This is a genomic window from Ensifer sesbaniae, from assembly GCF_013283665.1.
Taxonomy (GTDB): Bacteria; Pseudomonadota; Alphaproteobacteria; order Rhizobiales; family Rhizobiaceae; genus Ensifer; species Ensifer sesbaniae.
Genome location: NZ_JABEKU010000002.1, coordinates 54757 through 78738, shown reverse-complemented (window position 1 = coordinate 78738; position 23982 = coordinate 54757). Strand labels below are relative to the sequence as shown.

At 61.5% G+C, this 23982-nt stretch carries 23 protein-coding genes and 2 pseudogenes; 8 read left to right on the top strand and 17 right to left on the bottom strand.

Features of this window, described 5'->3' with window-relative positions; translation table 11 throughout:
* Positions 1–5: 5 nt before the first annotated feature.
* The 8 genes from BHMPCIPO_RS18290 to BHMPCIPO_RS18255 all read right to left on the bottom strand — a co-directional run bounded on the left by BHMPCIPO_RS18290 (position 6) and on the right by BHMPCIPO_RS18255 (position 7499).
* Positions 6–512: a GNAT family N-acetyltransferase gene (locus tag BHMPCIPO_RS18290; RefSeq protein WP_246304460.1), complete on the bottom strand. Its 507-nt coding sequence runs from the start codon at positions 510–512 to the stop codon at positions 6–8.
* 63 nt (positions 513–575) lie between these two features.
* Complete coding sequence (kce, locus tag BHMPCIPO_RS18285) at positions 576–1520, bottom strand: 3,5-dioxohexanoate:acetyl-CoA acetone transferase (RefSeq protein ID WP_173518278.1); 945 nt, start codon at positions 1518–1520, stop codon at positions 576–578.
* 10 nt (positions 1521–1530) lie between these two features.
* Positions 1531–2898, bottom strand: a complete 1368-nt coding sequence (locus BHMPCIPO_RS18280; protein WP_173518277.1) for an aminotransferase family protein — start codon at positions 2896–2898, stop codon at positions 1531–1533.
* A gap of 12 nt (positions 2899–2910) precedes the next feature.
* Positions 2911–4548 (bottom strand): N,N-dimethylformamidase beta subunit family domain-containing protein, encoded by a 1638-nt coding sequence (locus tag BHMPCIPO_RS18275; protein ID WP_173518276.1) that lies wholly within the window; start codon positions 4546–4548, stop codon positions 2911–2913.
* Positions 4549–4556: 8 nt separating this feature from the next.
* Entirely contained in the window at positions 4557–5321 is a 765-nt protein-coding gene (locus tag BHMPCIPO_RS18270; RefSeq protein ID WP_282439071.1) for an amino acid ABC transporter ATP-binding protein, read from the bottom strand.
* On the bottom strand, positions 5318–5977 hold the full coding sequence (locus BHMPCIPO_RS18265) for an amino acid ABC transporter permease (RefSeq protein ID WP_173518275.1): 660 nt from the start codon (positions 5975–5977) through the stop codon (positions 5318–5320). Before BHMPCIPO_RS18265 ends, BHMPCIPO_RS18270 begins: the two co-directional genes overlap by 4 nt.
* Before the next feature lie 13 nt (positions 5978–5990).
* Positions 5991–6638 carry an amino acid ABC transporter permease gene (locus tag BHMPCIPO_RS18260; protein WP_173518274.1) on the bottom strand — a complete coding sequence of 216 codons (648 nt, stop codon included), beginning with the start codon at positions 6636–6638 and terminating at the stop codon, positions 5991–5993.
* A gap of 78 nt (positions 6639–6716) precedes the next feature.
* The gene (locus BHMPCIPO_RS18255) at positions 6717–7499 is read right to left on the bottom strand and encodes an ABC transporter substrate-binding protein (RefSeq protein ID WP_173518273.1); all 783 of its coding nucleotides are present in this window, start codon (positions 7497–7499) and stop codon (positions 6717–6719) included.
* Positions 7500–7641: 142 nt separating this feature from the next.
* Between BHMPCIPO_RS18255 and BHMPCIPO_RS18250 the strand changes: the two genes are divergently transcribed.
* Positions 7642–8601 carry a LysR family transcriptional regulator gene (locus tag BHMPCIPO_RS18250; protein ID WP_173518272.1) on the top strand — a complete coding sequence of 320 codons (960 nt, stop codon included), beginning with the start codon at positions 7642–7644 and terminating at the stop codon, positions 8599–8601.
* Here the strand turns inward: BHMPCIPO_RS18250 and BHMPCIPO_RS18245 are convergent.
* Entirely contained in the window at positions 8589–9038 is a 450-nt protein-coding gene (locus tag BHMPCIPO_RS18245; RefSeq protein WP_173518271.1) for an acyl-CoA thioesterase, read from the bottom strand. The two genes, BHMPCIPO_RS18250 and BHMPCIPO_RS18245, sit on opposite strands and share 13 nt — an antisense overlap.
* A 207-nt stretch (positions 9039–9245) precedes the next feature.
* On the opposite strand from BHMPCIPO_RS18245, the gene BHMPCIPO_RS18240 reads away from it, so the two are divergent.
* From BHMPCIPO_RS18240 to BHMPCIPO_RS33835, 4 genes and pseudogenes are all read left to right on the top strand, one after another.
* The gene (locus BHMPCIPO_RS18240; RefSeq protein ID WP_173518270.1) at positions 9246–9821 is read left to right on the top strand and encodes a nucleoside 2-deoxyribosyltransferase; all 576 of its coding nucleotides are present in this window, start codon (positions 9246–9248) and stop codon (positions 9819–9821) included.
* Positions 9822–10195: 374 nt separating this feature from the next.
* On the top strand, positions 10196–10426 hold the full coding sequence (locus BHMPCIPO_RS18235) for a helix-turn-helix transcriptional regulator (RefSeq protein ID WP_173518269.1): 231 nt from the start codon (positions 10196–10198) through the stop codon (positions 10424–10426).
* Positions 10423–10642: pseudogene (locus BHMPCIPO_RS18230) on the top strand (HipA N-terminal domain-containing protein); the annotation flags it as partial. The gene BHMPCIPO_RS18235 and the pseudogene BHMPCIPO_RS18230, both read left to right, overlap by 4 nt.
* Before the next feature lie 140 nt (positions 10643–10782).
* Positions 10783–11575: pseudogene (locus BHMPCIPO_RS33835) on the top strand (transposase); the annotation flags it as partial.
* Between the two features lie 359 nt (positions 11576–11934).
* On the opposite strand, the gene BHMPCIPO_RS18220 reads toward BHMPCIPO_RS33835, so the two are convergent.
* Together BHMPCIPO_RS18220 and BHMPCIPO_RS18215 are read right to left on the bottom strand one after the other, a co-directional pair.
* Complete coding sequence (locus BHMPCIPO_RS18220) at positions 11935–12603, bottom strand: pentapeptide repeat-containing protein (RefSeq protein WP_173520087.1); 669 nt, start codon at positions 12601–12603, stop codon at positions 11935–11937.
* Between the two features lie 416 nt (positions 12604–13019).
* Positions 13020–14732, bottom strand: a complete 1713-nt coding sequence (locus BHMPCIPO_RS18215; RefSeq protein ID WP_173518268.1) for a flagellin N-terminal helical domain-containing protein — start codon at positions 14730–14732, stop codon at positions 13020–13022.
* Positions 14733–15034: 302 nt separating this feature from the next.
* Between BHMPCIPO_RS18215 and BHMPCIPO_RS18210 the strand changes: the two genes are divergently transcribed.
* The 3 genes from BHMPCIPO_RS18210 (at position 15035) to BHMPCIPO_RS18200 (ending at position 17570) form a co-directional block, all read left to right on the top strand.
* Positions 15035–16432 carry an aminotransferase-like domain-containing protein gene (locus BHMPCIPO_RS18210; protein WP_173518267.1) on the top strand — a complete coding sequence of 466 codons (1398 nt, stop codon included), beginning with the start codon at positions 15035–15037 and terminating at the stop codon, positions 16430–16432.
* A 184-nt stretch (positions 16433–16616) separates the two neighbouring features.
* Positions 16617–17027, top strand: coding sequence for a DUF983 domain-containing protein (locus BHMPCIPO_RS18205; RefSeq protein WP_173518266.1), 411 nt, complete (start codon positions 16617–16619; stop codon positions 17025–17027).
* Positions 17028–17345: 318 nt separating this feature from the next.
* The gene (locus tag BHMPCIPO_RS18200) at positions 17346–17570 is read left to right on the top strand and encodes a hypothetical protein (RefSeq protein WP_173518265.1); all 225 of its coding nucleotides are present in this window, start codon (positions 17346–17348) and stop codon (positions 17568–17570) included.
* Positions 17571–18134: 564 nt separating this feature from the next.
* Here BHMPCIPO_RS18200 and BHMPCIPO_RS18195 read toward each other — a convergent pair.
* From BHMPCIPO_RS18195 to BHMPCIPO_RS18170, 6 genes are read right to left on the bottom strand one after another with little or no spacing between them, the layout of a single operon-like run.
* Positions 18135–18737, bottom strand: coding sequence for an alkylhydroperoxidase domain protein (locus BHMPCIPO_RS18195; protein ID WP_173518264.1), 603 nt, complete (start codon positions 18735–18737; stop codon positions 18135–18137).
* Positions 18738–18759: 22 nt separating this feature from the next.
* Positions 18760–19377 (bottom strand): CMD domain protein, encoded by a 618-nt coding sequence (locus BHMPCIPO_RS18190; RefSeq protein ID WP_173518263.1) that lies wholly within the window; start codon positions 19375–19377, stop codon positions 18760–18762.
* Positions 19378–19414: 37 nt separating this feature from the next.
* Positions 19415–20461: a putative FMN-dependent luciferase-like monooxygenase gene (locus BHMPCIPO_RS18185; protein ID WP_173518262.1), complete on the bottom strand. Its 1047-nt coding sequence runs from the start codon at positions 20459–20461 to the stop codon at positions 19415–19417.
* Between the two features lie 29 nt (positions 20462–20490).
* Entirely contained in the window at positions 20491–22134 is a 1644-nt protein-coding gene (locus tag BHMPCIPO_RS18180) for a dipeptide ABC transporter ATP-binding protein (protein ID WP_173518261.1), read from the bottom strand.
* Positions 22131–23015 carry an ABC transporter permease gene (locus tag BHMPCIPO_RS18175; RefSeq protein ID WP_173518260.1) on the bottom strand — a complete coding sequence of 295 codons (885 nt, stop codon included), beginning with the start codon at positions 23013–23015 and terminating at the stop codon, positions 22131–22133. The genes BHMPCIPO_RS18180 and BHMPCIPO_RS18175 overlap by 4 nt, the downstream gene beginning before the upstream one ends.
* Positions 23012–23956 carry an ABC transporter permease gene (locus tag BHMPCIPO_RS18170; protein WP_173518259.1) on the bottom strand — a complete coding sequence of 315 codons (945 nt, stop codon included), beginning with the start codon at positions 23954–23956 and terminating at the stop codon, positions 23012–23014. Before BHMPCIPO_RS18170 ends, BHMPCIPO_RS18175 begins: the two co-directional genes overlap by 4 nt.
* Positions 23957–23982 lie beyond the last annotated feature (26 nt).

Genomic DNA, 23982 nt, shown 5'->3' with positions numbered 1-23982 from the left:
CCTCATCAATTCAGTCCATCGGCGAGCGCCAGAAAGGCGTCACCATAGGCGGCGTGTTCATGGTCGGCTTTCTGCCAGGTGATGCCGAGCCGTTCGTAGAAGCGTTGAGCGGCGAAGTTCTCGGCATCGACCGCCAGTCGCAGGTAGTCGCCTCCCCGCGCCTTCGACCAGCTTGCCGCCTCGCGCAGCAGCCGCTCGCCGATGCCCTGCCCGCGCAGGCGTCCATCGACATAGAGGTCCTGGACGAAAACGCCGGGCCGGCCGCGCCAGGTGGAAAAGATCGGGAAAAAGAGGCAAAGCCCGACCAATTCCCCGCGCGCTTCCGCGACGAAACTGCCGAAGGCGGCCTCGGGCCCGAAGCCGCATCGGCGAAAAACCTCGACACTACTCGTGATCTTGGCCTCCATGCCAAGTCCGCGCCCCATTTCAAGGATTGCCCGGTGCATTGCATCGGCATCCTCCGGCCGCCCGGGGCGGATCGCCACATCCAAGGCATCGGCTCCTATTGTCATCACCTATTCTTCCTTTTGTTCCCATGACCATGGCGGCCTGCGCTTTGGCGGCGGGCTGCGCCATTAGAACGCGACCTTGTCTCCGCCCTTTAGGCCGAGAAGATCGCGTGCCTCGGCTGGTGTGGCAACCTCCAGCGACAACGCGTCCAGCACCGTGCGGATGCGGTGAACCTGTTCGGCATTGCTGGTCGCAAGCGTCCCGCGGCCGTTATAGAGACTGTCTTCCAACCCGACGCGCACATTGCCGCCCATGGCAGCAGCCATTGTGATCATCGGCATCTGGTGGCGGCCGGCAGCCAGCACCGAGAAGCTGTAGTCGTCGCCGAAGAGCTTGTCGGCGATGCGCTTCATATGCGTCAGGTTTTCCGGGTCGGCGCCGATGCCACCGAGGACACCGAAGACGAACTGGATGAAGAGATGGCCCGACACCAGGCCGCGATCGCGGAAATGCGCCAGCGAATAGAGATGGCCGACGTCATAACATTCGAACTCGAAGCGCGTGCCGCAGCCTTGGCCGAGCCGCGTCAGGATAAACTCCATATCGGCAAAGGTGTTCTTGAAGATCGAACCGCGCGTTGCTTCCAGAAGCTCCGGCTCCCATTCGTGCTTCCATTCCGTCGGTTTGTCGAGCGCCGGAAAGAGCGCGAAATTCATCGAACCCATATTCAGCGAGCACATTTCCGGTTCGGCGCGAAGGGATGCGGCAAGTCGATCTTCCAGCGCCATCAGCGACGAGCCGCCGGTCGAGATGTTCACGACCGCATCGGTCGACTGCTTGATGCGCGGCAGGAATTGCATGAACAGCGCCGGATCGGCGGACGGACGGCCGTCCGTCGGGTTACGCGCGTGTAGATGCAGGATGGAAGCGCCGGCCTCGGCCGCTGCAACCGCTTCAAAGGCGATCTGGTCGGGCGTAATCGGCAGGTAAGGCGACATGGTCGGCGTGTGCACCGATCCCGTCACCGCGCAGGTGATGATCACTTTGCGCGATGTCTTGGCTTTCGTCATGGTCAAGGCCTCAGCGGTTGACGGGAAGGTTGAGTTCTTCGGCGAGCACTTCGAGAACGTCACCGAGGATGCCGACGATCTCGCCGATCTGCTCACGGGTGATGATCATCGGTGGGCAGACGAGGAAATGGTCGCCCTCGACGCCGCCGCGCGTGCGCCTGGAATAGATGATCAGGCCGCGTTCATAGGCGAGATCGACCATGCGCTGGTGTGCGTTCAATTCCTTTGGCAATGGCCTCATCGTTTCGCGGTCGGAAACGAACTCGGCTGCCAGCAACAACCCCTTGCCGCGCACGTTGCCGATGAAAGGGAAGCGACCGGAAAGCGCCACCAGTTCTGCCTTCAACGCCTCGCCCATGGCGGCGGCATTGTCTATGAGGCCAAGCCGATCAATCTCGTCGAGAACGGCAAGACCGGCCGCGCAGGCAAGCGGATTGCCGGCATAGGTGAAGCCATGTTGGAAACCGCCGGCATCGAGAACCGGCTGAACGATCCGTGACGGCGCGGCCATGGCGCCGAGCGGGCAATAGCCGGAAGCGAAGCCCTTTGAGAGCGCGATCAGATCCGGGCGGCAATTCCAGTGGTCGCCACCGAGGAACTTTCCGGTGCGGCCCGCACCACTCATCACCTCGTCATGGATCAGCAGGATGCCGTACTTGTCGCAGATTTCGCGAATGCGCGGGTAGTAGCTGTCCGGCGCCACCAGAGCTCCGGTCGAGGCGCCGCCGATCGGCTCCATGATGAAGGCCAGCACCGTTTCCGGGCCTTCCGCCTGGATCTTCTCCTCCAGCATGTCGGCATATTTGATGCCGCGCTGCTCCATCGTCAGGTTGTCCCGGTCAAGATAAGCGGTTGGCGCCGGCACCTTCGGCATCTCGCGCATCATCGGCGAGAAGGGGGCAGAGAGTGCGGCATAACCGGTGACGGCCAAGGCTCCAAGCGTGCCGCCATGATAGGAGGGAAAGCGCGAAATCACCTTCCAGCGATCCTTCTGGCCGGTGGCGACAGCCCATTGCCGCGCGAGCTTGAGGCAGGATTCGACGGCTTCCGAGCCGCCTGAAACGAAGAAGATCTTGTCCATGCCATCAGGCAGCTTTTCGGCGGCGCGGCGGGCCAAGTCCTCCGCAGGCTCGTTTTCGAAATGCAGCCGGTAAGCGAAAGTCACCCGATCCATCTGGCGCTTCATCGCATCGAGCACGTTGCGGTTGCCATGGCCGATATTGACCACCATGGCGCCGCTCGAACCGTCGATCACACGGCGTCCGTCCTGATCCCAGAGATAGATGCCTTCAGCGCGGTCAACCAGCGGACGGCGCAGGCGCGACTGATAGAAGAGGTGAGAGGCGGGTCGTTCGTTGGAAGCTGTCGTCTTGAGCATGGCAAGTCTCTGTCAGCGGTTGAGATAGTGATTGAGAACATTGGCGGTGACGCGCTCGACCATCGCGTCGCCGCGTTTGAGTGCCGCCACCCATTCGCAGCTTCCGGCGTGGAAGACCTCGCCCTTGCCGCGCGGGAAATTGACGATCATGCCTGCGCCGCGCTTGACGCGTTCGACGGCCGCCGGGCCATTGTCGCCGGTCAGCGTCTCGGCGACGAATTTCGCGTCGGCATCTGAGAGGAACTGGTCGTCGGCGGGAATGTCGGCGCTTTCTTCCTTCAACGACGACATGCCGAGCGCGAGGATTTCGAGACCTTCCGGCGCGCCACTGTTTTCGGCAGGCTCCGGCAGTCCGCCGCGGATGATGTAGTCGAGACCATCGACCTCATAGCCGAAGGCATGGCCTTCCGCGCCGAGGATATCGCCGTAGTAGATACCTGTTCCGGCAAAAGCCCAATGCTCGGGCCGATAGACCGGAAAGCCCCGTGCTCCGCGCGGGGCGCAACCGCCCCAGCCGACGTAGAGCCCGCGGGTGGCGTTGAGTCCAAAGGTCGCCGCGCCCGGCCGACCGATCTCGGCGGCCTCCCAGGAGCCGCTGGTCCGCGTCGGATCAGCTAAGCGATAGGCGGGGTCTTCGGCCCGTGACCGGTACTTGTAGCAAACCTGGCGCTTGCCGCCGTCTTCGAGGCGCGTCTGCCACATGAAGTTGCCGGCAAAACGGGCCGCCCTGCCGCCGCGCTCGACATAGGTGTCGACCGCATCGCGCATTTCCCAGGTCCAGTATTCGTCATGGCCGACGAAGACGACGCAGTCATAGCCGTCGAGGATCTCAGGGTTGAAATGCAGGTCATGCTGGCTGGCGAGATCGACGGCATAGCCCTGACGTTCCGCCCAGCGGAAGAAATGACTGTCGTAACTCGCCCAGCCGGAGGAGGCATACTTCTTGGAATAGCCGTTGGCATAGGCCCATTCCATATGCGGGTAACGTGGAGCGACGGCCATTGGCGCGTAGATTTCAAGCGGCACGCGCGGCGCGTCGGCCGGCAGCACGACGAAGCCACGGCAGAAGGGGCGCTCGATGCTGACCGTCGTCGCATACTGGTCGCGGTTGGGACCCGTGATGCCCTGGTAGTGGTTGGATCCACCCCAGGTATTGTAAGAGGTCCAGGAGCCGGTAGCGGCGATCTGCAGCACGCGGCCCGGCTTTCGGCCAGCGATCGGCCGCACGATGAAGAGGTGATGACAATAGATCGGCGTGCCGTCCTTGCCCTCCGCTCTCAGCGTGACGCGGTAGGCGCCGGACGGCCAGTTCTCTTCAACCTTGAACTCGAAGCTCGACTCCCAGCCGCAGCCGACGACCGAGCACTGGTCAGGCGTTTCCTGCCAGCGCGCGGCAAGGCCGTCATGCTTCATGACGCTTTGCTCGGTTGCACCGTCGCCAACGATTTCAAGCGAGAAGCGGGGAGCCGTCGAACTGACCTGCAGCCGCACGGTGGCGCCTGGCGGATAGGCATAGGCGTCGGTGTAGCACCAGATCTCGCCGCGCTCCCCGTCCATGCCCGGATATTCGTAATAGTGACCTAGCACCGCCTCGCGGCGCTGTTCCGGCGTCAGGCCGAAATCGGGGTATCGGTTGTTTTCTTCCATCATCACCCCCATCACGCCGCCAGGTACTTCTTGAGGAAGGCCCGGGTGCGCTCCTGCGTCGGTTGGCGGAAGATCTCGCCAGGCGCGCCTTGCTCGACGACGACACCGCCATCCATGAACAGGACACGGTCGGCGACCTCACCGGCAAACCGCATCTCATGGGTGACAATCAGCATGGTCATATGCTCGGCCGCGAGTTGCTTCATGACCGCGTTCACTTCGTCGACCAGTTCCGGGTCGAGGGCCGAAGTCGCCTCGTCGAAGAGCATCACCTTCGGCTGCATCGCAAGCGCCCGGGCGATCGCGACGCGTTGCTTTTGTCCGCCGGAAAGCCGGGACGGAAAGGCATCGACCTTGTCGGCAAGGCCCACCTTCGACAGGAGTTCGATGGCGAGTTCACGCGCCGCCGCCTTTGCCATGCCCTTCAGAATGATCGGCCCCATGGTAATGTTCTGCAGGACGGTCAGGTGTGGGAACAGGTTGAAGTGCTGGAACACCATACCCATCTGTTGGCGCACCGCATTGATGTGCCTTTCGAAGGCCTGACCTCTCAGGTCCTGGTTGACCTGAACGCCATCAAGCCAGACTTCGCCACCATTCAGCGTCTCCAGATGGTTGATCGACCTCAAAAGCGTGCTCTTGCCCGAACCGCTCGGGCCGATAATCGCAACGATCTGGCCGCGCGCCACGGAGAGATCGATGCCCTTCAGGACTTCCAGGGCGCCGTAATTCTTGCGGGCACCCTTGACTTCGACCATGGGTCTCTGTGCGGTCATCGTGAAACCTCCACGTTCTTTTCGACCTGGCGCAGACCCGCTTCGAGGACGAGATTGAGGATGTAATAGAGAGCTGCGACCGTGATGTAGAATTCGAACGGCCTGAAGGTCTCGCTGATCGCGAGCTGTGCGGCATGGACGAGTTCGGCAATGCCGATGATCGAAACGAGCGAGGATTCCTTCAGGAGCACGATCAGGTTGTTGCCCATGGCCGGAATGGTGTTGCGGATCGCCTGCGGCACGATGAAGTGGCGCAGCGTCTGCATGCGGCTGAAGCCAAGGCTGCGGGCGCCCTCCGTCTGTCCGGCATCGACGGCCACGATACCGGCGCGAAGGATGTCGGCATTGTAGACGGCAAAATGCAGGCCGAGACCGATGATGCCGGCGATCAGCGCCGGGATCTTGAAGCCCAGCTGTCCGAGCCCGTAATAGATCAGGAAAAGCTGCAGGAGCAACGGCGTGCCCATGAACAGCCACATGAACGCCCGCACCGGCAGGGCCACGGTTTTCGGTGCATAGAGCACGACGAGGGCGAAAACGATGCCGAAGACGAAGCTGATCAGGGCGGCGGAGATGGTCAGGACGACCGTCCACCAGACGCCCAGCCAGAGGATGTCGGCATAGGGTGGAACGACGCTGAAATCGAGACCTTGCATGCGCGTCTCCCCCTCAAGCTATGGCGTAGCGTCGGTCGATGAGATCGACGATCCGCGCGACGACATAGACGATGAGCATGTAGAGCACCGCGGCAACGCCGAAGATCTCGAACGGCTTGTAAGTCGAACCGATGTAGCGCTGCGCGGTATAGGTGAGCTCGACCACTGAAATCGTCGAGACGAGTGCTGATCCCTTGACGAGGGCTACCGCATTGACGCCGAGCGGCCGGATCATCAGGCGCGCAGCTTGCGGCAAGACCACCTTGCGCATGGTCTGGAACCGGCTGAAGCCGATCGAGCGTGCTGCCTCCGTCTGACCGCGATCGACCGAGAGCACCGCGCCGCGGATCGATTCCGCCATGTAGGCGCCGATGTTGAGACCAAGGCCAATGACGCCGGCAGCAAATGGCTCCAGATTGATGCCGATCTGCGGACCGCCGAAGTAAAGCACGAAGAGCTGGATGAGGCACGGCGTGCCGCGAAACAGGCTGACATAGGCGGTACCGAAGGCGCGCAGCAGAAACGAGCGCGACATCTTGGCGGCGCCGATCAGGAACGCCACCACCAGCCCGAGCGCAAGCGCAAGTACCGAGATCTCGATCGTGATCCACGCCGCTTCCACGAAAAACGGGAAGACGCGCTCAACCAGCGAAACGTCCATGGGAAAACTCCGGAAGGCGAATTCATAAGCTCCGGCCGCGGCTCATGCTGCGGCCGGAGAGACGGGAAGCTCAGGGGATCAGCGGATATCGCTGCCGACCCATTCCATGGCGATCTTCTCGTAGGAACCGTCTGCCAGCATGTCCTCGAGCGCCTTCTGCATCGCCGCCTTCAGCTCCGGATTGTTCTTGCGGATGGCAATGCCGATCGCGACGCTACCGCCTTCGATGTCAGGCGTTTCCAGGCGACGGACCTTTTCGCCGGTTTCCTTGACGGCGACCATGACCGGAATGTTGTCGACGACGATCGCATCGACACGACCGCTCTTCAATTCCATCAGCAGCTCCGGCAGGCCCTTATAGGTGCGCACATCCCAGCCGCCCTGCTCGCGTGCCCACTTCTCATGCGTTTCCCCGAGCGTCACGCCAAGCGTCTTGCCCTTGAGTTCGTCGAGCTTTTGAACACTGGATGCCTCGCTGACGAAGACGGCGCGACCGGCATGGTAATATGGACCGACGAAATCGACGACCTTCTCCCGCTCCGGGGTGATCGTCATCGAGCCGACGATCGTATCGTATTTGTTGGCGAGCAGGCCGGCGATGATGCCGTCCCAGGCGGTCGTGACCAGCGTGCCCTTGACGCCGACACGCTCGGCAATTGCCTGGCCGATTGAAGCGTCGAAACCGACGACCTGGTTTTCTTCATTGACGAAATTGAACGGCGGGTACTGGCCCGACATGGCGATCTTCAGTTCGCCGGCCGCCTTGACGTTCTCGAGGTCGTCGGCCTTCGCCGAGACGGCGGAGAAAGTTGCAGCGATGGTCAGCGTCGCGGCCAGCAGGCCGGAGAATAGGCTCTTCATAAATTGTTCCTTGTTCCTCTGGGTGAATGCGCCTTCTGGTGCGCTTGGGGCCCGGCACGGAGGCGCCTTCCGAATTTCATGATTGCTTCTGCTTCAGCATTGCGCAAATAGATAATGGAAATAGAAGGCATAGATCTGAAGAATGACTTCACCGCGGTTGGATCGGCTCGTCTGGGAGCTCGACTGGAACCTTTTGCGCACCTTCGTGGTGATCGCCGAGGTCAAAAGCATCACACGTGCGGCCGAGCGGCTGAACCTCAAGCAGCCGAGTGTGAGCAATGCACTTCGGCGGCTTGAAGACCGCGTCGGGCGACGTCTGGTCGAGCGGGATGCGACGCGCTTTGAGCTCACCGAAGTGGGACAGTTGCTCTACGAACAGAGCGTCGAGGTCTTCGGCACGATCTCGCAACTGCCGCAACTCGTGCGCGGCGTCAGCGACGACGTCACCGGCCACGTCACGATTGCCGTTGCGAGCCATGTGGTCACGCCGATCTTCGACCGGGCGCTGATGGAGTTCCATCGCAGCTATCCGCGTGCGACGCTGACGATCAATGTCGGGCCGAGCGGTGAGGTCACGCGCCAGGTCCGAGAGAAGCGTGCTTCCTTCGGTCTTTGCCTCGTCAGCGTCCGGGATCCGGCGCTCGACTATCTCATGGTCTTCAGGGAGTTTTTCGGCTTCTTCTGTGGTCCGCACCACCGGCTGTTCGGTCGGGAGGGGTTGAAGCTCGCCGACCTCAAGGGGGAGACGTCGGTTTCCTTCCATACCGACCATATCGCCGACGCGCTCCGGCCTGTGGCGCTGCTTCGCAGCGAAGCCAAGCTCAACGCCAATGTCGTTGGCGTCTCCTCAAGCCTCGAGGAGGTGCGGCGGATGACACTTGCCGGTCTCGGCGTCGGCTCACTGCCACTGCATGTCGCCCGCCGCGATGTAACAGACGGGCTTCTCTGGCGCCTGCCGCCCTACGACAATCCGCCCGCCATCGATATTTTCATGCTGACGAACCCGGAGAAAGCGATCAACCGGGCCGAGAGGGCTTTGATCGGCGGCTTGCAGACGCTGATTGCCGAAACGCCGGTTGAAGAACGCGTCTACGTCGATTGATCGCGAAGCCGCGCCGGCTCATTTGACACCAGCGCTTCCGCCCGTTCCCGCGCGTCCGCTTCGAGCACGACCGCCGCGCGCGCCTGAAGATCGAAGCGTACGGTCGTGGTCCTGTTGATGGCGTGTACCACGCCGTCAAGCGTACCGGACATGATCTGCTCGAAAGTGACCGACGAGCGGCCGAGCTTGATGACGCGCGAGCGGATGGTGATCAGCGCGCCAGCCTTTGTTTCGTGCTTGTATTCCACCTCGGAGCGCACATCCGCCCACCCCCTGCCCGAGTCTGCTTCTGTTTCGGTGCCGGCGATATGGCCAAGAAGCTGAAAACTCGCGTCGTCGAACATCGCCGCATAATGGCGCACGTTCATGTGCCCCATCGTGTCGCACATCCAAGGGTGGGCAACGCCGACATAGGTTGTCAAATCCTGCAAAGACATGGGGCGCGCCTCAATCGTCGAGTTGTGACCGGTTGCGACACATAGCGGATGGCCAATGCCTCTGTCCATGGCGGTCGGACACAGCGTTCGCGTCCGCTCCAGTTCGACAAAAGGCGAGAAATCCGTGGGTAAGCACGCTCGCTTTGGACTGCAGCTAGGCGCGGCGGCGTTGCTCCCCTAGATTGGCCGCCTGAGACGTGAGGAGGTTTGCGCGTGAAAGTCTATCTCGCTGGCCCGGAAGTTTTTCTGTCCAAAGCGGTCGAGGTCCAGAAGGAGAAAGCGGCGCTGGCGCGTGCGGCCGGCTTCACGCCTCTGGTGCCGGGCGACCTTGAAATCCCACCGGCCCCCACCAAGCATGAACGCGGTCTGGCGATCTATGCCGTCGATGAGGGCATGATGCTGGCATCCGAAATGATCATCGCCAACCTTACACCGTTTCGCGGCATCAGTGCCGATGTCGGCACGGTGTTCGAGCTCGGCTTCATGTGTGGCCGTGGCAAGCATGTCTACGCCTATACCAACACTTCGCGCAGCTACTACGAACGTATCTTGAACGATCATTACCAGGGTAACGCTGCGCTGCGCCCTGACGGACGCATGGCCGGCTCCGACGGCCTCAGCATCGAAGATTTCGACATGGCCGACAATCTCATGCTGGACGGCGGCATCCTTCGCCGGGAGGGAGTGCTGATCAAGCGGGAAGTACCGGAGGCCGATCGCCTTACCGATCTCGAGGCTTTCAAGCAATGCCTGGCCATCGCCGCAAGGCGGCACCTCAGATAGACTTACGATCAATCCTGTCGTCCGGCAAGGGCCTGCCGAAGCCGGAGAAGTCATTGACCTTGACGGACCGGTCGCCGCCCTCGACATCAAGGGCGAAACGTGCCGTGATCCACAGCTGTCGCCGATCGCTCGGTCGCCAGCTTGTAGTTCTCAATCCCTTCGGTATCAAAGAGGCATCAAAGACTGGTTCAATCCTCTCCATTCGCTTATGCGCATCAAACGATTGGCCGGGTCGAGACAATCTCCTATAAAATTCGCCGATCGGGAAGTTATCTGCGGAAGATATCCCTGTCCGCGTTATTTTTCCCGATCGGGAATATTATTCTCGACGGACCACCCAATATTTTGCTATTTTCCCGAGCGGGAAAATAATGATGGCAAAGCGCGTTAAAACTCCATCTGATATCGGCACCTTGGTCCGAAGTGCACGCAAGGAGCAAAAGTTGCGGCAGGATGAACTTGCCGGGGTTGCTGGCGTCGGGCTCCGGTTCATTGTCGATCTCGAGGCCGGCAAGCCGACAGCTCAGATAGGAAAAGTGTTGCAGGTTCTGCAAACGCTCGGCTGTTCGGTCGATATTCTGGCTCCTGGTGAACGCAGACAATGACGGCAAGGGTTCTCAACGTCTGGTGGGATAGTCGAAGCCGGGCAATTCACCCAGGATCGGCACGGCGATATCGGCTTCGCCTACGCTGAAGCTTGGCTTGACGATGAAAGCACACTTCCGCTTTCAGCCTCCCTCCCGAAGCGCCCGGCACGTTTTTCCCGTCGTGAATGCAGACCATTTTTTGGCGGCCTGCTGCCCGAAGAATGCCAGCGCCTGGCTTGTCACTTCATTTTCTCAGCAAGGCGATATGGGGAAAGTTGTAATAGAGTTGCGGTGAAAGTGTCGATAGCGGTCCGGGGAAAGTGTCAATAGGAATCCGGTGAAAGTGTCATTAGCGGTCCGGGGAAACCGTAAATAGTGCGATTGTCGCCGGTGAGCGCGATCCGATGGTTCTGGCGTCCTACCGTGACCCACGCTGCCATGCGTCCGCAGAGACGATCCGTCAAGCGCTCGTCGGCAATGATCGCGAAGAGCACATCTTTGCCCTGACCCAGGCCCTGGAGTTCTACGACGTCTACCAAGCCAAAGTGGCGCTCTGCGACGCGCGCATCGAGGCTGCGTTGAAACGGCTGCGGAGGGCCTCGTCCACCGCTGTAGGCAAACCGCAGACCGGACGGACAACGCAGAAGCAATCCAATGACCCAGCCTTCGACGTTCGCGCCGCCCTGTACGGCTTGCTCGGCTGCGATGTCACCCAGATTCACGGGCTCGGGACCTTATCTGACGCTCAAATTGGTCGGAGAGTGCGGGACCAACCTCTCGGCCTGGCCGAGTGCCAAGCACTTCACCTCCTGGCTGTGCCTCTCACCAAGCAACAAAATCTCCGGCGGCAAAGTGTTGTCATCACGGACCCGACGATCTGATAGCCGGGCCGCGGCGCTACTGCGACCTGCCGCGGTTGCGGTTGGGCGCACGTTGGGGGCATTCTATCGGCGTCTGTCGGCTCGCGTCGGTAAGGCCAAGGCGGTCACTGCCACGGCCCGCAAAATCGCCGTCTTGTTCTACAATACCCTGCGGCACGGTATGGAATACAGCGATCCGGGACCCTCCCGCTACGAGGAGAATTACCGTCGACGCGTCCTCACCAATCTCGAGCGAAGAGCAAAGTCGTTCGGGTATACCCTACAACCCGCGCCAACATCCGGCTGAATGTTTCTTTGGAATTCCGCAAATCACTTTGCGGACTTGATCGAGGGTCGCGCCAAACTCGTCGGGTTGTCGATTTAGCCGAGCCGCGGAAGGCAATCCTAAAAGGCCATATTTCCGTACTATCCCGAATTCCGCGATCAGATTCGCCGCTTGTTACATCCAACATTTCGGCAGTATCCGTACCCGCCATCTGCGCCATAAGCACTGCCGCCCCAAGCATTGATGAATCAGCCACGGTCTTCCACGTCGGGATCTGGCACAAAAAGGGCTGGCCTCCCGTACGCCAGATCGAGATGCCGTGGCTCGTCTGCGGATGGTCGCTGCAACCACGCCAGTGTTCGGAGGATAGCGAAGTATCCCTAGTCGGAAGCGCAGGGCCAGGCCGCCGGCGTGCTCAAGCCGGGCGGCAACTTGGTCGAGCTGTCGCCACAGGTCAGGTCGATCTGCTCCTGTTCAAGTCCGGTCGCCTCGGAGAGGTTTACGCCCTCGATGCGCGTCAGGAACATGAAGGCGCCATGAAAGTCGAGCGGGCCTTTAAAGCTCGAGTTGGTAAAGGTGGCGCGCGACAGGTTGGCGTGTGTGAAACGGGTTCCGGTCAGTTCCGCCTTATCGAAATTGGCGCGCCCGAGTTCGGCTTTCTCGAAACTCGCTCCCGTCAGCCGAGCGCCGGTGAAATTGGCACGCTGCAGTTCTGAATTGACGAAGGACGCTTTTTCAGCGGCGATACCCGCGAAATTGCAGCGATAGGCTTCGATCCTCGAAAAATTCGCGCCCTCGGCCAGAGCGCCCGCTACCGATGAGCGCACCAGCGTTGCCTTTTCCAGATTGGCGCCTGTCAGATTGGCAGCGCGCAGATCGGTCAGGGTGAAATCCGTATTGACCAGATTGGCGCCTTGCAGATCGCTCCCGCCAAGCATGAGCGCCTTCTTGTTGCAATCGGTCCAGTCCGCTCCGGGTGCTGCCGCGTCCTTGCAACTGGCGGCGTGGCCCACGGCCGGCGCCGCAAGGGTAACAAGGCAGGCGGTCATCGCCGGTGCCAGCAGGTTTTTCACTGCGCGCGCCGCGATTTTCAGCGCGTCCAGGCGCGGCCCCATGGTTCGGCGCTCCGCGCGGCACCCGTGGTCGAGATCGGTTTTGAGGATAGTCATGGCGCCGCTCCGGGGACCCGCGGGGTCGAATCGATTGTATTTCAGATGGCACACACACCCTTCGGACGATCGGATCGCCAGTTGTGCATGCTTCGCTGGCAAACGTATGACGTTGCTGCCCTTTATGCAAATAACAGAAATGAAAACGGCTTGGTTTCAGATGACAATCGCCAACAGCCAGTCAGGGAATTTGGCGTACGGAGGCTCGGCGGCAATGGCGGCCCGAAGGCTGATGTAGACGTACTCGAAACTGTGGGAGCGTCGCCCGAGCGTGCGGCCTGAAACGGTACCCCAATCTATCGGAACAATGAGAGCACACCAGCGGCGTTTGTATTGGCAATCTGCAGGGACTGTATTGCTAGTTGCTGCTGTGCTTGAGCGGCTTTGAGGCGAGCCGATGCTTCATTCATATCTGCGTCGACGAGGCGCCCGATGCCCTTTTCGATGCTCTCCATCAGAGTACTGGTGAAGTCGGATTGCAGGTCGATGCGCATTTGCAGAGAGCCAAGCAAGCTCGCACTCGAAATCGCGCCCTTCAACATGTATTCGATACCCTCGATGTATTCGTCGAGAGTAAAGTCCGCGCCGGTTACGTCAATCTCGGCAAGGTCGAAGTCGAGCGTCCAGCGTGGCGTAGATCGTACGTTTTCGACCGTGACCCTCGCAGCGCGATTACCAGCCTCGGGGTAGATTGCCTGATCCGCGGAAAACGTGAGAGACGTGCCGGACGCTGTGACGGCCAGCCCGCTTCCTGCCGAGGCAAATGCGATAACCGTCGCAAGCGCGGTTGCGTCGCCGACCGTGCCGTCGCTTGTGCCGAGTGCGGCATCGACCGTCGCCCGATCTATCGTGTAGGTCTGTAAAGCGCCGGGGCCGACCTTGACATCAAAATAGATTGCCGCCGTTGGCGAGACCGTAAACGGTTTGGTAAACCCGATGCTCGCCTGGGGATACATATTATCGTGATTGTTTATTGGTGCGTCCTCCAGGCCCAGCGCAAACCCTGCGGGGTGAACACCGTTGAAGTCGGACACCACGTTGGAAATATCGATGCTGGAGCCTGGTTCCCCGGACGTCTCGAGCGAGCCGATCTCGAATTGACTCGATGAGGGGGATCCGCTGAACAATGTTTCATAGGCGGTAGCGGGAACCGAGTTGTCCTGAAAGACTCGCTGCAGGACAGCACGCAGTTGAGACGCCGTGTTGATTTTGCCGTCGGTTGTGGCGAGCGCCGCGTCGATCACGGCTTTGTCAATCCGCAAGCCCGCAAAAACCTGGCCTGCGGAGTGCGTACCCGCATCGACCGTAAGATCGAACTCGATATAGTCAGTCGGCCCGAATGTCGCCGGCCCCGTGAAGGCATGGTTCTCGTGACCCTGATGAGCGGTCGAATTGATGCCCGTTCTCCGGAAACCGCCAATGTCTCCCACACCGCCTATTTCCTTCTGCAAGATGCCGCCGCCACCAGCATTGAGCATGCTCGTCAGCTTGAGATTGAGATCCGTCGTGTTCACTGCCACCGATCCGTCCGCCGCTCTGACGAACGACGAGACGATCGAAGCGGTCAATTCAGCGGTTTGCATGAGGTGGGTCGAGGCGCCTGTGCGTAGCCAGTTCACGCCGTTGAAGCTGGACGAGGCAATGACGCTCTCCGCTTGAGCATTGAGTTGGCCGAGTTCCTTCTGGATCTTGGCTTTGTCAACGCCAGGCTCTTTTGCGGCGATGACCCTTGTCTTGAATGCAGTCAAAATCTCAACGATCGATTCGGTCCCCTCGTAGGCGACGCCGACCTTCGCTGCCCCCAGACCGAGAGCGTCGGCAACGGCCGAGATCGCCTTGCGATCTGAACGCATCGTCGTGGAGATCGACCAGTACGCAGCGTCATCCGCCGCGGTTTGTATACGAAGGCCGGAACTCACTTCATCATGAGTGGTAGCAAGCGTTACAGCGGTATTTCTCAAAATATGGACGGCAGACATCGCTGCCGCGTTCGTATGAATGCTGGACATTACAGAGCCGTCGATTAGAGATTTTTGCCCTTCATGGGCGAGTCGATGTCTTCACTCAACCACAAATTTGGTTAACGAGCTACTACTTTTGCAACCGCACCAGCGCTACGTGCTACCCAGAAATGTAGCGTTGTCTGGCCGGCTGCGTGTCCGCCTGTTTCGACTGCGGCTCTGGATCGCGTCCTCGGCGTCCTGCTGGCGGGCTTTGGCGTGTTATCTCGTTCAGCAGCCGGTCGGGAGACTTGCCCACCACGCAAAAACATGCAATATCCATACAATAATAGTAGCCGGATATGGTAGTGATGAACGACGAACGCCTGCAGATCTCGTGGCGCCCCACCATTCGTAAGGCAGACGGACCTCTCTACCTCGCGATCGCGGATGCAATTGCGGCGGATATCGCTGATGGCCGCCTTGTCGACGGCATCCGCCTGCCGCCGCAACGCGTGCTCGCCGAGGCCCTTGGGATCGATTTTACCACCGTCAGCCGCGCCTACAACGAAGCGAGGCATCGTGGCCTGGTGGAAGGTCGCGTGGGCCAGGGCACCTATGTCAAGGCACGGCGCGCCACGAACGCCCGTCCGGCGACGAGCGGTATCGTCGACATGAGCATGAACCTGCCGCCGTTGTTTGACGATCAAGCGCTTGCTGCAAAGCTCTGGGACGACATGGCCTCACTTCAGGCCGAGCACGGACTCGACCTCCTGATGCGCTACCAGGCGCCGGCCGGCACTGCGCACAACAGAGCCGCCGGCGCCGCCTGGCTGAGGCCGCGCCTCGGCGACGTGCCGGTCGAGCGCGTGCTGATCTGCCCCGGTGCACAAGGCGCGCTGCCTGCAACGCTCACCAGCTTGGCAAAGCCAGGCGACACCATATGTGCCGAGGCCATTGCCTACCCCGGCCTCCGGGCCTTGGCCGCCCATCTCGGCCTAACGCTGCTGGGGATCGCCATCGACGAGAAAGGCCTTATACCAGAAGCCTTTGATGAGCTATGTTCAACGCGAACATTAAAGGCACTCTATTGCAATCCGACACTTCACAATCCGACAACCGCCACGCTCCCGCTGGAGCGTCGTGAAGCGATCGTTGCCATCGCCAGACGGCATGGGGTGCCGATCATTGAGGATGATGCCTACGGCCCCCTGCCCGTCGCGCCGCCGCCCGCACTTGCCGCTCTGGCACCCGATTTCGTCTACTACATCGGAGGTCTCGCGAAATGCCTTTCGCCAGCGCTCCGCGTTGCCTATCTCGCCGTTCCGGACAGCCGCAGCTCGGTCCGAATCGAGGGCGCGATCAGGGCGACTGCCGGTCTCGCTTCACCGCTCACGGCAGCGATCGCGACCCGCTGGATTGAGGATGGAACGGCCGAAGCCGTCCTCGCCGCGATCCGTCGCGAAACGGCCGCTCGGCAACAGATCGTCGAAAACGTCCTCCCCAAGGGCACGGCCGTCACCGATCCAAGTGCTTTTCACGTCTGGTTGCGCCTGCCGCAACCGTGGACACGCGGTGAGTTCAGCGGGCGGCTGCAGGCTGCGGGAATTGCAGTCGTACCGAGCGACGCCTTTTCCCTCGGACCGCTCCCGGAGGCCGTACGCCTGGGGCTTGGCGCACCGGCAACGCAGGAGGAACTGCGTCGCAGTCTGCTGATCATCGCCGATCTCCTCGGCCAATCCCCGGCGGCATCCAGCCTCGTGGTCTAACGAGAGTCCTAATGGCGGGCGGAATTGTCGCAGCAATGTATGCATACAATAAATTGACAATGTATGCTTTCAGGCGCTTAATCCCCTGGACCTGAGGCGGCGCCTGGAATGGCGGGCCGCATACCCAGGCAACATCGGCGCAACATTAGGAATGCGCCGGACAAGACGTCTGAAAGGATCGACGATGTCTTCGGATCACGATTGGCCGCCTATCCCGCCCATGCAGACCGGCCTGCGCGGCCGTTGCCCGCGCTGCGGACAGGGGCACCTCTTCGAGGGTTTCCTTAAGATGCGCAAGGAATGCGAAGTCTGCGGCCTCGACTATTCCTTCGCCGACCCAGCCGACGGGCCTGCCTTCTTCGTCATCTGCTTTGCCTGCGTGCCAAGCGTGCTTCTTGGCGTCTGGCTCGAAGTTCAGTACAGCGCGCCGCTCTGGGTTCACTTGCTGGTCACCGGCCCGTTCATGCTGCTGACATGTATTCCACCGCTTCGGCCCTTGAAGGGCTGGCTCGTCTCAAGTCAGTTCTTCTACAAGGCTGAGGAGGGCAAGGTCGTCAGGCGCAGTGCAGATTCGCGCGTCCCGACGACGCGGTAGATCTGGCTGAACTGCGCCGTTCCGCGGAGACATGCGACCGGTCGCCGATAGCGCGGCGACTCAGTTATGGCACGCCTTTTCAGGCGTCAGATGTGAAAGTTGCCTCGGAGGCGACGCGGCATGCGATCGCAAATCGCGTCAGCCTCGACTTTGGTGATATGGTTGGCCTGCCCATGTATCGCGACTTCCTAACCGCTTTGACGAAGTAAAGAGTTCGCGCCTTGGGCTTGCATGATTGGACCTGCATGCTGGTTTCCTTCGCTTTGCGAACCGGACTCGTTTATCGTCTTCTGCTAATGCACAAACGAGGACGGGGCGATGGAAAGCAACTGGTCGACATTGGAGGCGGAATACCAAGGTGATGACATCGGCGTGATTTCTACTGACCCGCTGCTCGGTCGTCTTCAGTTAGTGGCCGAGCAAGAGGAAGTCGTTGAAGTCATGCTCGATCGCGCAACAGCGGAACGGCTCCTCTCCGCTCTGGTGCAATTCCTAGCGCACGGCGAAGGTGGTGATGCGCCAAATTTCTCCATTACACAATGAAGGTGGCCGGTCGCGGCGATAGCCCCAAGCCTTGATAGCCTGTTCATCTCCGGTTCGGGATGCCGTGGTACAATTTCCGAGTCGATGCATCCAAGAGGAGTGAAGCATGAGCCGAAATACTGTCCTCGGAATAATTCTTGCCGTAGTGGTTATCATCCTCGTCGTCCTTCTAGTGCCGAAGAAGGAAACGACCACGGAGACTGCGACACCGCCGGCGACCACGACTGAGCCGACGACCTCTCAACCGTCGACAGGCACCCCCTCGACAACGGCCCCGTCGACCACCGAACCGTCCACGACCCAGCCGTCTACGGCGACGCCTTCCACGACCGAGCCGTCGACAACGGCGCCTTCAACCACACAACCCTCTACTACCCAGCCTTCTACCACGACACCCGCTCAATAAAGTCCTCATGTCGCGGCCGCCCACCATCTCTACATGGTTGGGCGGCCGCCCTATCAGGTCTGATCTGACCCTGCAAAACTTCGCCAGCGTAGGGCCGTCGGTTAGGGTTAACCTCTGGGCAGCTATTCTCAGCCTAGAGCCCGCAGACCAGACGCTAATCAGTTCGCAGGAGTTGGCTCGCCCAGCGAAAGCATCAGACGGTTCGCCCAGTTGAAGAAGGCAGCGCCGTGGATCACATCGGCGATTTCCAACTCATCAAGGCCCGCCGCAGTCAGTCGTGCGACATGCTCGTCGCCGAAGGCCGGCGGTGTCGCAGTCAGCGCGACTGAGGCGGCAACGATCGCATTCCAGCGTTCGCCAAGTTCGGCACCGACGCCCTCATCCAGCAGCTTTTGCACGTCCTCGCCTCGTTTCGAATGGTGAGATGCGAAGCGTGAATGGACGGATGCGCAGAAGATGCAGCCATTCGAGCGCGAGGCAGCCGTGGCCGCGAGTTCGCGCTCGGCACGCGGCAGGCCTGTGCGGGTGTTGTAGAAGATGTCCTTGTCCGTCTTCGTGCGTGCCTCCAGCGCCTCCGGATCGCGCACCAGCAGCCGAAAATAGGGAGACTTTGCGCGCGCCGCTTCGACGAGCCCAAGGAGATGTCGTTCGGTCAGATCGTCTTCCGCCAAAGGCTGGAGCCAGGGTGTCCAGCCGATCTCGGCTTGAGTGAAGGTTACAGGAGGATTTGCTACGTCTGGGATGATGGCACGTTCCGTCATTGTTGCGGTTCCTCTCGATGACTTATGCGGCGGCACGCTTCGAAGCGGCAGAGAGCAGGCTGAGCCCGACGATCACGCGAATCTGGAACGCGACGAACGAGATGAGTTGCGACAACGTGACGATGCCATCCGTCGTCCAGCCGGCATCGAGCAGCGCCTGCAACGCTTGCGGGCTGGCCTCGCGTGGGCGGAAGACGAGCAGATGGGCATGCTCCAACGCGGCTGAGAGCCTTTCGCCGAGCACGTCGCGGTTTGTGTCCGTGACGCGGTAAAGCAGCCCAGCCCTGTTTTCGACGCTCAACGGACCCGCGGGATAATCGCCGTAGGGGCCTATCGCCCGCCCCGCCCCGATCTCTGCCTTCAAGACCTCGACAAGCCAGCGGTCGATACCGCTTTCCTCGAGCGGATTGACGTAGAATTCATAGATATCCGGCTGACGGTGAAGTCCGGCGATGAAGCTCGCAATCACCTGCCGCTCCGCCAGGGAGACCTCGCCAAATGCCTTGGGTCGAAACAGCGCGAGATAGCTTTGCTGCGCCTGTTCTCGCGTTTCTGGCCGTTGGGCGCGGATGCGGTCGAGGCTCGATCCCGGCGTGATGCCGGCGAGCAGATCGATGACGTCTGGTGACACTTGGGTCATGCTTGGTCTCCTCTAAGGGTGAAATCGGCGTTTGGTCTCAACCGACGGCCCCGAAACGGCGCGCATGGAACTTCTCCTGCGGCGACCACCCGAGCGCCGGTGCAACCTTCGTCGCGATCAGTTCGATCGAGCGCAGGATCAACGGGTGCGGTGGATCGACCGAGTGAACCTGGAACACGAGGTCGGTCACGCGCTCCAGGGTTTCGTCGCGGCTGAGGCTTTCGATGACATCGTCCACCGATCCGACATGTACGTCGAAGGCGGCGATCAGATCGGCAAGGGAGTTGCCGGCAACCTTGTGGCCGGCGGCAATCAGGCGTTCTGCACCGCGGTTCAGTCCGATCTCCGCCAGCCGCAGTGCTTCGGCGCGGCTATCGGCGACAAAAAGGCTGCGGGAACCGAGAATGCGCGGCGCGCGACCGGCGGGAAGCGCATGCAGATAGGCGTCAATGATCGGGTTCTGCAGTTCCGCCAATGTGGCACTCGGGTTGTCGTGCGGTCGCGGCTGCGTGCGTGAAAGCATCAGGCCGTCGCCAGCGCGACCGGCGCGCTCACCGCCGGCGACCGAGAAGCTTGCCTGCCAGATACGATCGAGCAGTTGCGGTGCCGCGGGATAGAGACGATCGCCGCCGGCGAGCGCTCGGCCGGCCCAGGCATCGAGCACGGTTTGCAGATGCCGGCCAAAGACCACACCACGCTCCGCGCTTTCAAGGCCGAAGGGAGTGAAGGATGATGGCGTTCCGCCTGTGCCGAAGCCGACCTCCAGCCGGCCGCCGGAGAGCAGATCGAAAACCGCTGCGTCTTCCGCCACCCGGATCGGGTTTTCGAGCGGCAAGGTGATGACGCCCGTGCCAAGGCGGATGCGCGTCGTCTCGGCAGCCACATGAGCGAGGAAAACAAGGGGCGCGGGCAGGCCGCCCTCATCAGCATGAAAGTGATGCTGCGCCACCCAGGCCGTATCGAAGCCAAAGCGCTCGGCCGCGACGATCTGCTCCTTGGCGTAATAATAGCGTGTGCCGGCGGGAACATCGTCGAGCAGGCGCGTGAAAAAGCCAAGGCGCTTGCGTGGGGTCGTCTCTGTCATGATCTGTCCTGTCTGTCGTTCCCGCTGCCTCAGGCAGCGGCCCGGCGGCTTTGCCCGGGAATGGCGTTGATCAGTTCGCGCGTGTACGCGCTTCTGGGGTGTTCGAAGACTTCCGAAACCGTGCCACCGTCGACGAGGCGGCCATCCCTCAGGACGGAAACGGTGTCGGATATCTGGCGCACGACGGCGAGGTCGTGGGAGACGAAAACGTAGGTGAGGCCGAGATCGCTCTGCAGTTCCTGGAGCAGCGCGAGAATACGCGCCTGGACGCTCACATCCAGTGCGGACACGGCCTCGTCCAGCACCAGCACCTGAGGATCGAGCACAAGCGCCCTGGCGATCGCGACCCGCTGACGTTGACCGCCGGAAAGCGCGTGCGGTCGCCGTGCAAACACGTCTTCGGGCAACCCGACCCGGGTGAGGATCGCCCACGCCTTCGCCTCGCGATCGACGCGCTTGAGCCTGCCGAAATTGAGCAGTGGCTCCGTTACGATTTGCAGGATGCTCTGGCGCGGATCCAGCGATCCGTAGGGGTTCTGGTAGACGAGCTGGATCCTGCGTCGAAACTGCCGGAGATCCTCTCCAGCAAGGCACGAGAGATCTGTCCCGTCGATAACGATCCGGCCCGCAGTCGGTTTGTCGAAGCCAACGATACTGCGGATGGTCGTCGTCTTTCCCGAGCCGGATTCTCCGACGATCGCATGGGTCGACCCGCGGCGGACGCGAAAGCTCAGCTCGTCGACTGCGCGAAACCGGCTGCTGCCCGCGCCGGCAAATTCGCGAACAAGACCGTCCACGACGACAATATCGTCCTCAACGCCTGGTGGGCTTGAACGCACTTCCGATTGCGGCCTGGACACCGGCCGCGCAAAGGACGGTGCAGCCGCAAGCAGTTCTCGTGTGTAAGGGCTGCGCGGAGCCGCAAGAACGGCGCTGGCCGCGCCCTGTTCTTGAATTCGGCCGTTCTGGAGGACGACGATCCGGTCGGCGCGGTCGGCCGCCACGCCGAGATCGTGGGTCACGAGGAGCACGGCGGTGCCGTACTCGGCTCGCAATTCATCGATGAGATCGAGAATGCGTTTCTGCACCGTGACGTCGAGCGCACTCGTCGGCTCGTCGGCGATGATCAATTGCGGTTTCAGGGCGATGGCGATCGCGATCAGTACGCGCTGACGCATGCCGCCCGATAGCTCGTGCGGGTACTGCCGTGCTCTCAGTTCCGGCTCGCTCAGCCCTACGCGCTCGAGCAGCGAGATGACGCGGCGGTCGATTTCGTCCGGGCGCAACGCCCCGTGAATCCGGAAGATCTCGCCGATCTGCGCCCCGATGTTCTTGACCGGATTGAGAGAGTTTCCCGGGTCCTGCGGCACCAGGCTGATCCTGGCGCCCCGTACCGTCTGCAGTTGCCGGTCGGTCCACCGGGCAATGTCGGTCCCGTTGAGCTTGATGCTGCCGCGCTCCACGCGGCCGTTGGCGGCGAGCAGACCGATGATCGACTGCGCCGTGGTCGTCTTGCCCGAGCCGGATTCACCGACAAGAGCAACGACTTCGCCAGGATTGATGCGGAAGGAAACATCTTGGACGACGCGGCGCGGCGCAGTCCCATCATCATAGGCGAGGCAGAGCCCCTCGACTTCGAGAACGGGCGGCACTTGTTTGGGAATTACGGTCATGCTGCGGCCCTTCCAAAGGATTGGCTGACCCGGTTGGCGGCCAATACGACGAGAACGACCACGACGCCGGGAGCCGTCGTCAGCCACCAGGCCGTCGAGATGTAATTGCGTCCTTCTGCGATCAGCAGCCCCCATTCGGGCGTCGGCGGTGGCGCGCCATAGCCGAGAAAGCCGAGGGTCGAGATTTGCAGGACCGCCGAGCCGAATTGCAGCGATGCGAAGGCAAGAACCGATGTCAGCGAGTTCGGCAGAATGTGCCGCCAAAGCACCGATACAAAGGTACCGCCGCTGCCGAAGGCAGCTTCGACATAGTCGCTGCGGCGAACACGTACGACTTCGGCGCGCGCCAATCTGGCGAAACCGGCGACCGAGGTAACGCCGACGGCAATGGCCGCATTCACCGTGCCGAAGCCAAGCAGGATGATGATGCTGAGTGAAAGCAGCAGTGGCGGAATGGACAGGAAAACGTCGACGAGGCGCATGATCGCATCGTCAAAACGACGCCGGACGGAGCCGGCGACGACGCCGAGCCCGGTGCCGACGATAAGGCCGAGGCCAACCGCAACGAAGGCGCCGGTCAGCGAATGCACGGCACCATGGATGATGCGGGCGTACAGGTCGCGCCCAAGTGCATCGGTCCCCAGCAGATGCTCTGCGGTCGGGCGCTTCAACTGCGCGCCACCCACGCCCTCGAGCGGATCGTAGCCTGTGAACAGCGAGGGGGCGACCGCCCAGAGGAAAACCGTCGCCAGGATAAGCCAGGACAAGGCCAGTCCCGGAGGCACGCGCCGCAGCGTCGAGGCCGCGCGAGAGCGCTGTCCTTGGCGCTGCCGCCTCGCATCCGCGGCGGTCTCCTCGTGAAGTGTATCGAAGGTGGTCATGCGGCGGCTCCGATTTTTGTTCTCAGGCGCGGGTCGAGCACAGGGAAAAGCAGGTCCACGATGAGATTGATGATCACGAAGGCGAGCGCCGAGAGCACGACGATGGCCTGAAGAACGGCGGCGTCCTGGCTGCCGACGGCGCGTTCGGTCAAACCACCGATGCCGTTGAGCCCGAAGACGGTTTCCGTCACGACGGCTCCGGCGATCAGTTCGCCGAAGAGCACGCCGGCGATGGTCAGTGTCGGGAGGAGTGCATTCTTCGCGACGTGCCGCCAGAGTATCCACTGGCGGTTGGCGCCTTTGGCGCGCGCAACGCCGACGAAGGGTCGCGTCATCACGTCGTCGATGTGGCGCACGAGCACCTGGGCGAGCGGTGCGGAGATGGGCACCGCCAGCGTGATGACTGGCAGGATCAATTCCTGCCATGGGCCCGGGTTGATGACCGGAACGAGCTTCAGACGAAAGGAAAAGATCTGGATCAGCATGATCCCCAGCCAGAAAGTGGGGATCGAAATGAAGAGTGAAGGAACCGATTGCAGCGCGCCGCGCAGCGAGGCGAACGGCGTCAGGCTGGAAAGGAAGGCGATGAGGATCGCCAGCACTGAGGCAAGGAGGAAGCCAAGCGTGGCGAGCTTCAACGTCGCCGGCAGATGAGCTGCAAGAAGACTGCTCACCGGGACACCGGCCTGAACGGAGTAGCCGAAGTTGCCGGTCAGGAATTTGCCGATCGTGTGTGCGTACTGGACGAAAACGGGGCTATCGGCAGCATAGGATGCCCGGATCTCGGCAACCTGTTGAGCGGTCAGCCCGAGATCGGGGTTCTGGAACTTGATGAGGATTGCGTCGCCGGGCATCGCCTGCAGCAACACGAAGGAAATCGTGAAGGCGGCCCACAGGACGAACAGCGCCTGGCCAACACGATTGAGCAAATAGGCGGACATGATCCGTTCCTCTGCACGCAGATTTC

Bases quoted from the DNA above. Each gene is read 5' to 3' on its own strand.
- BHMPCIPO_RS18290 (WP_246304460.1), bottom strand. From the start codon at position 512: ATGACAATAGGAGCCGATGCCTTGGATGTGGCGATCCGCCCCGGGCGG.
- kce (WP_173518278.1), bottom strand. From the start codon at position 1,520: ATGACGAAAGCCAAGACATCGCGCAAAGTGATCATCACCTGCGCGGTG.
- BHMPCIPO_RS18280 (WP_173518277.1), bottom strand. From the start codon at position 2,898: ATGCTCAAGACGACAGCTTCCAACGAACGACCCGCCTCTCACCTCTTC.
- BHMPCIPO_RS18275 (WP_173518276.1), bottom strand. From the start codon at position 4,548: ATGATGGAAGAAAACAACCGATACCCCGATTTCGGCCTGACGCCGGAA.
- BHMPCIPO_RS18270 (WP_282439071.1), bottom strand. From the start codon at position 5,321: ATGACCGCACAGAGACCCATGGTCGAAGTCAAGGGTGCCCGCAAGAAT.
- BHMPCIPO_RS18265 (WP_173518275.1), bottom strand. From the start codon at position 5,977: ATGCAAGGTCTCGATTTCAGCGTCGTTCCACCCTATGCCGACATCCTC.
- BHMPCIPO_RS18260 (WP_173518274.1), bottom strand. From the start codon at position 6,638: ATGGACGTTTCGCTGGTTGAGCGCGTCTTCCCGTTTTTCGTGGAAGCG.
- BHMPCIPO_RS18255 (WP_173518273.1), bottom strand. From the start codon at position 7,499: ATGAAGAGCCTATTCTCCGGCCTGCTGGCCGCGACGCTGACCATCGCT.
- BHMPCIPO_RS18250 (WP_173518272.1), top strand. From the start codon at position 7,642: ATGACTTCACCGCGGTTGGATCGGCTCGTCTGGGAGCTCGACTGGAAC.
- BHMPCIPO_RS18245 (WP_173518271.1), bottom strand. From the start codon at position 9,038: ATGTCTTTGCAGGATTTGACAACCTATGTCGGCGTTGCCCACCCTTGG.
- BHMPCIPO_RS18235 (WP_173518269.1), top strand. From the start codon at position 10,196: ATGGCAAAGCGCGTTAAAACTCCATCTGATATCGGCACCTTGGTCCGA.
- BHMPCIPO_RS18220 (WP_173520087.1), bottom strand. From the start codon at position 12,603: ATGACCGCCTGCCTTGTTACCCTTGCGGCGCCGGCCGTGGGCCACGCC.
- BHMPCIPO_RS18215 (WP_173518268.1), bottom strand. From the start codon at position 14,732: ATGTCCAGCATTCATACGAACGCGGCAGCGATGTCTGCCGTCCATATT.
- BHMPCIPO_RS18210 (WP_173518267.1), top strand. From the start codon at position 15,035: ATGAACGACGAACGCCTGCAGATCTCGTGGCGCCCCACCATTCGTAAG.
- BHMPCIPO_RS18205 (WP_173518266.1), top strand. From the start codon at position 16,617: ATGTCTTCGGATCACGATTGGCCGCCTATCCCGCCCATGCAGACCGGC.
- BHMPCIPO_RS18200 (WP_173518265.1), top strand. From the start codon at position 17,346: ATGGAAAGCAACTGGTCGACATTGGAGGCGGAATACCAAGGTGATGAC.
- BHMPCIPO_RS18195 (WP_173518264.1), bottom strand. From the start codon at position 18,737: ATGACGGAACGTGCCATCATCCCAGACGTAGCAAATCCTCCTGTAACC.
- BHMPCIPO_RS18190 (WP_173518263.1), bottom strand. From the start codon at position 19,377: ATGACCCAAGTGTCACCAGACGTCATCGATCTGCTCGCCGGCATCACG.
- BHMPCIPO_RS18185 (WP_173518262.1), bottom strand. From the start codon at position 20,461: ATGACAGAGACGACCCCACGCAAGCGCCTTGGCTTTTTCACGCGCCTG.
- BHMPCIPO_RS18180 (WP_173518261.1), bottom strand. From the start codon at position 22,134: ATGACCGTAATTCCCAAACAAGTGCCGCCCGTTCTCGAAGTCGAGGGG.
- BHMPCIPO_RS18175 (WP_173518260.1), bottom strand. From the start codon at position 23,015: ATGACCACCTTCGATACACTTCACGAGGAGACCGCCGCGGATGCGAGG.
- BHMPCIPO_RS18170 (WP_173518259.1), bottom strand. From the start codon at position 23,956: ATGTCCGCCTATTTGCTCAATCGTGTTGGCCAGGCGCTGTTCGTCCTG.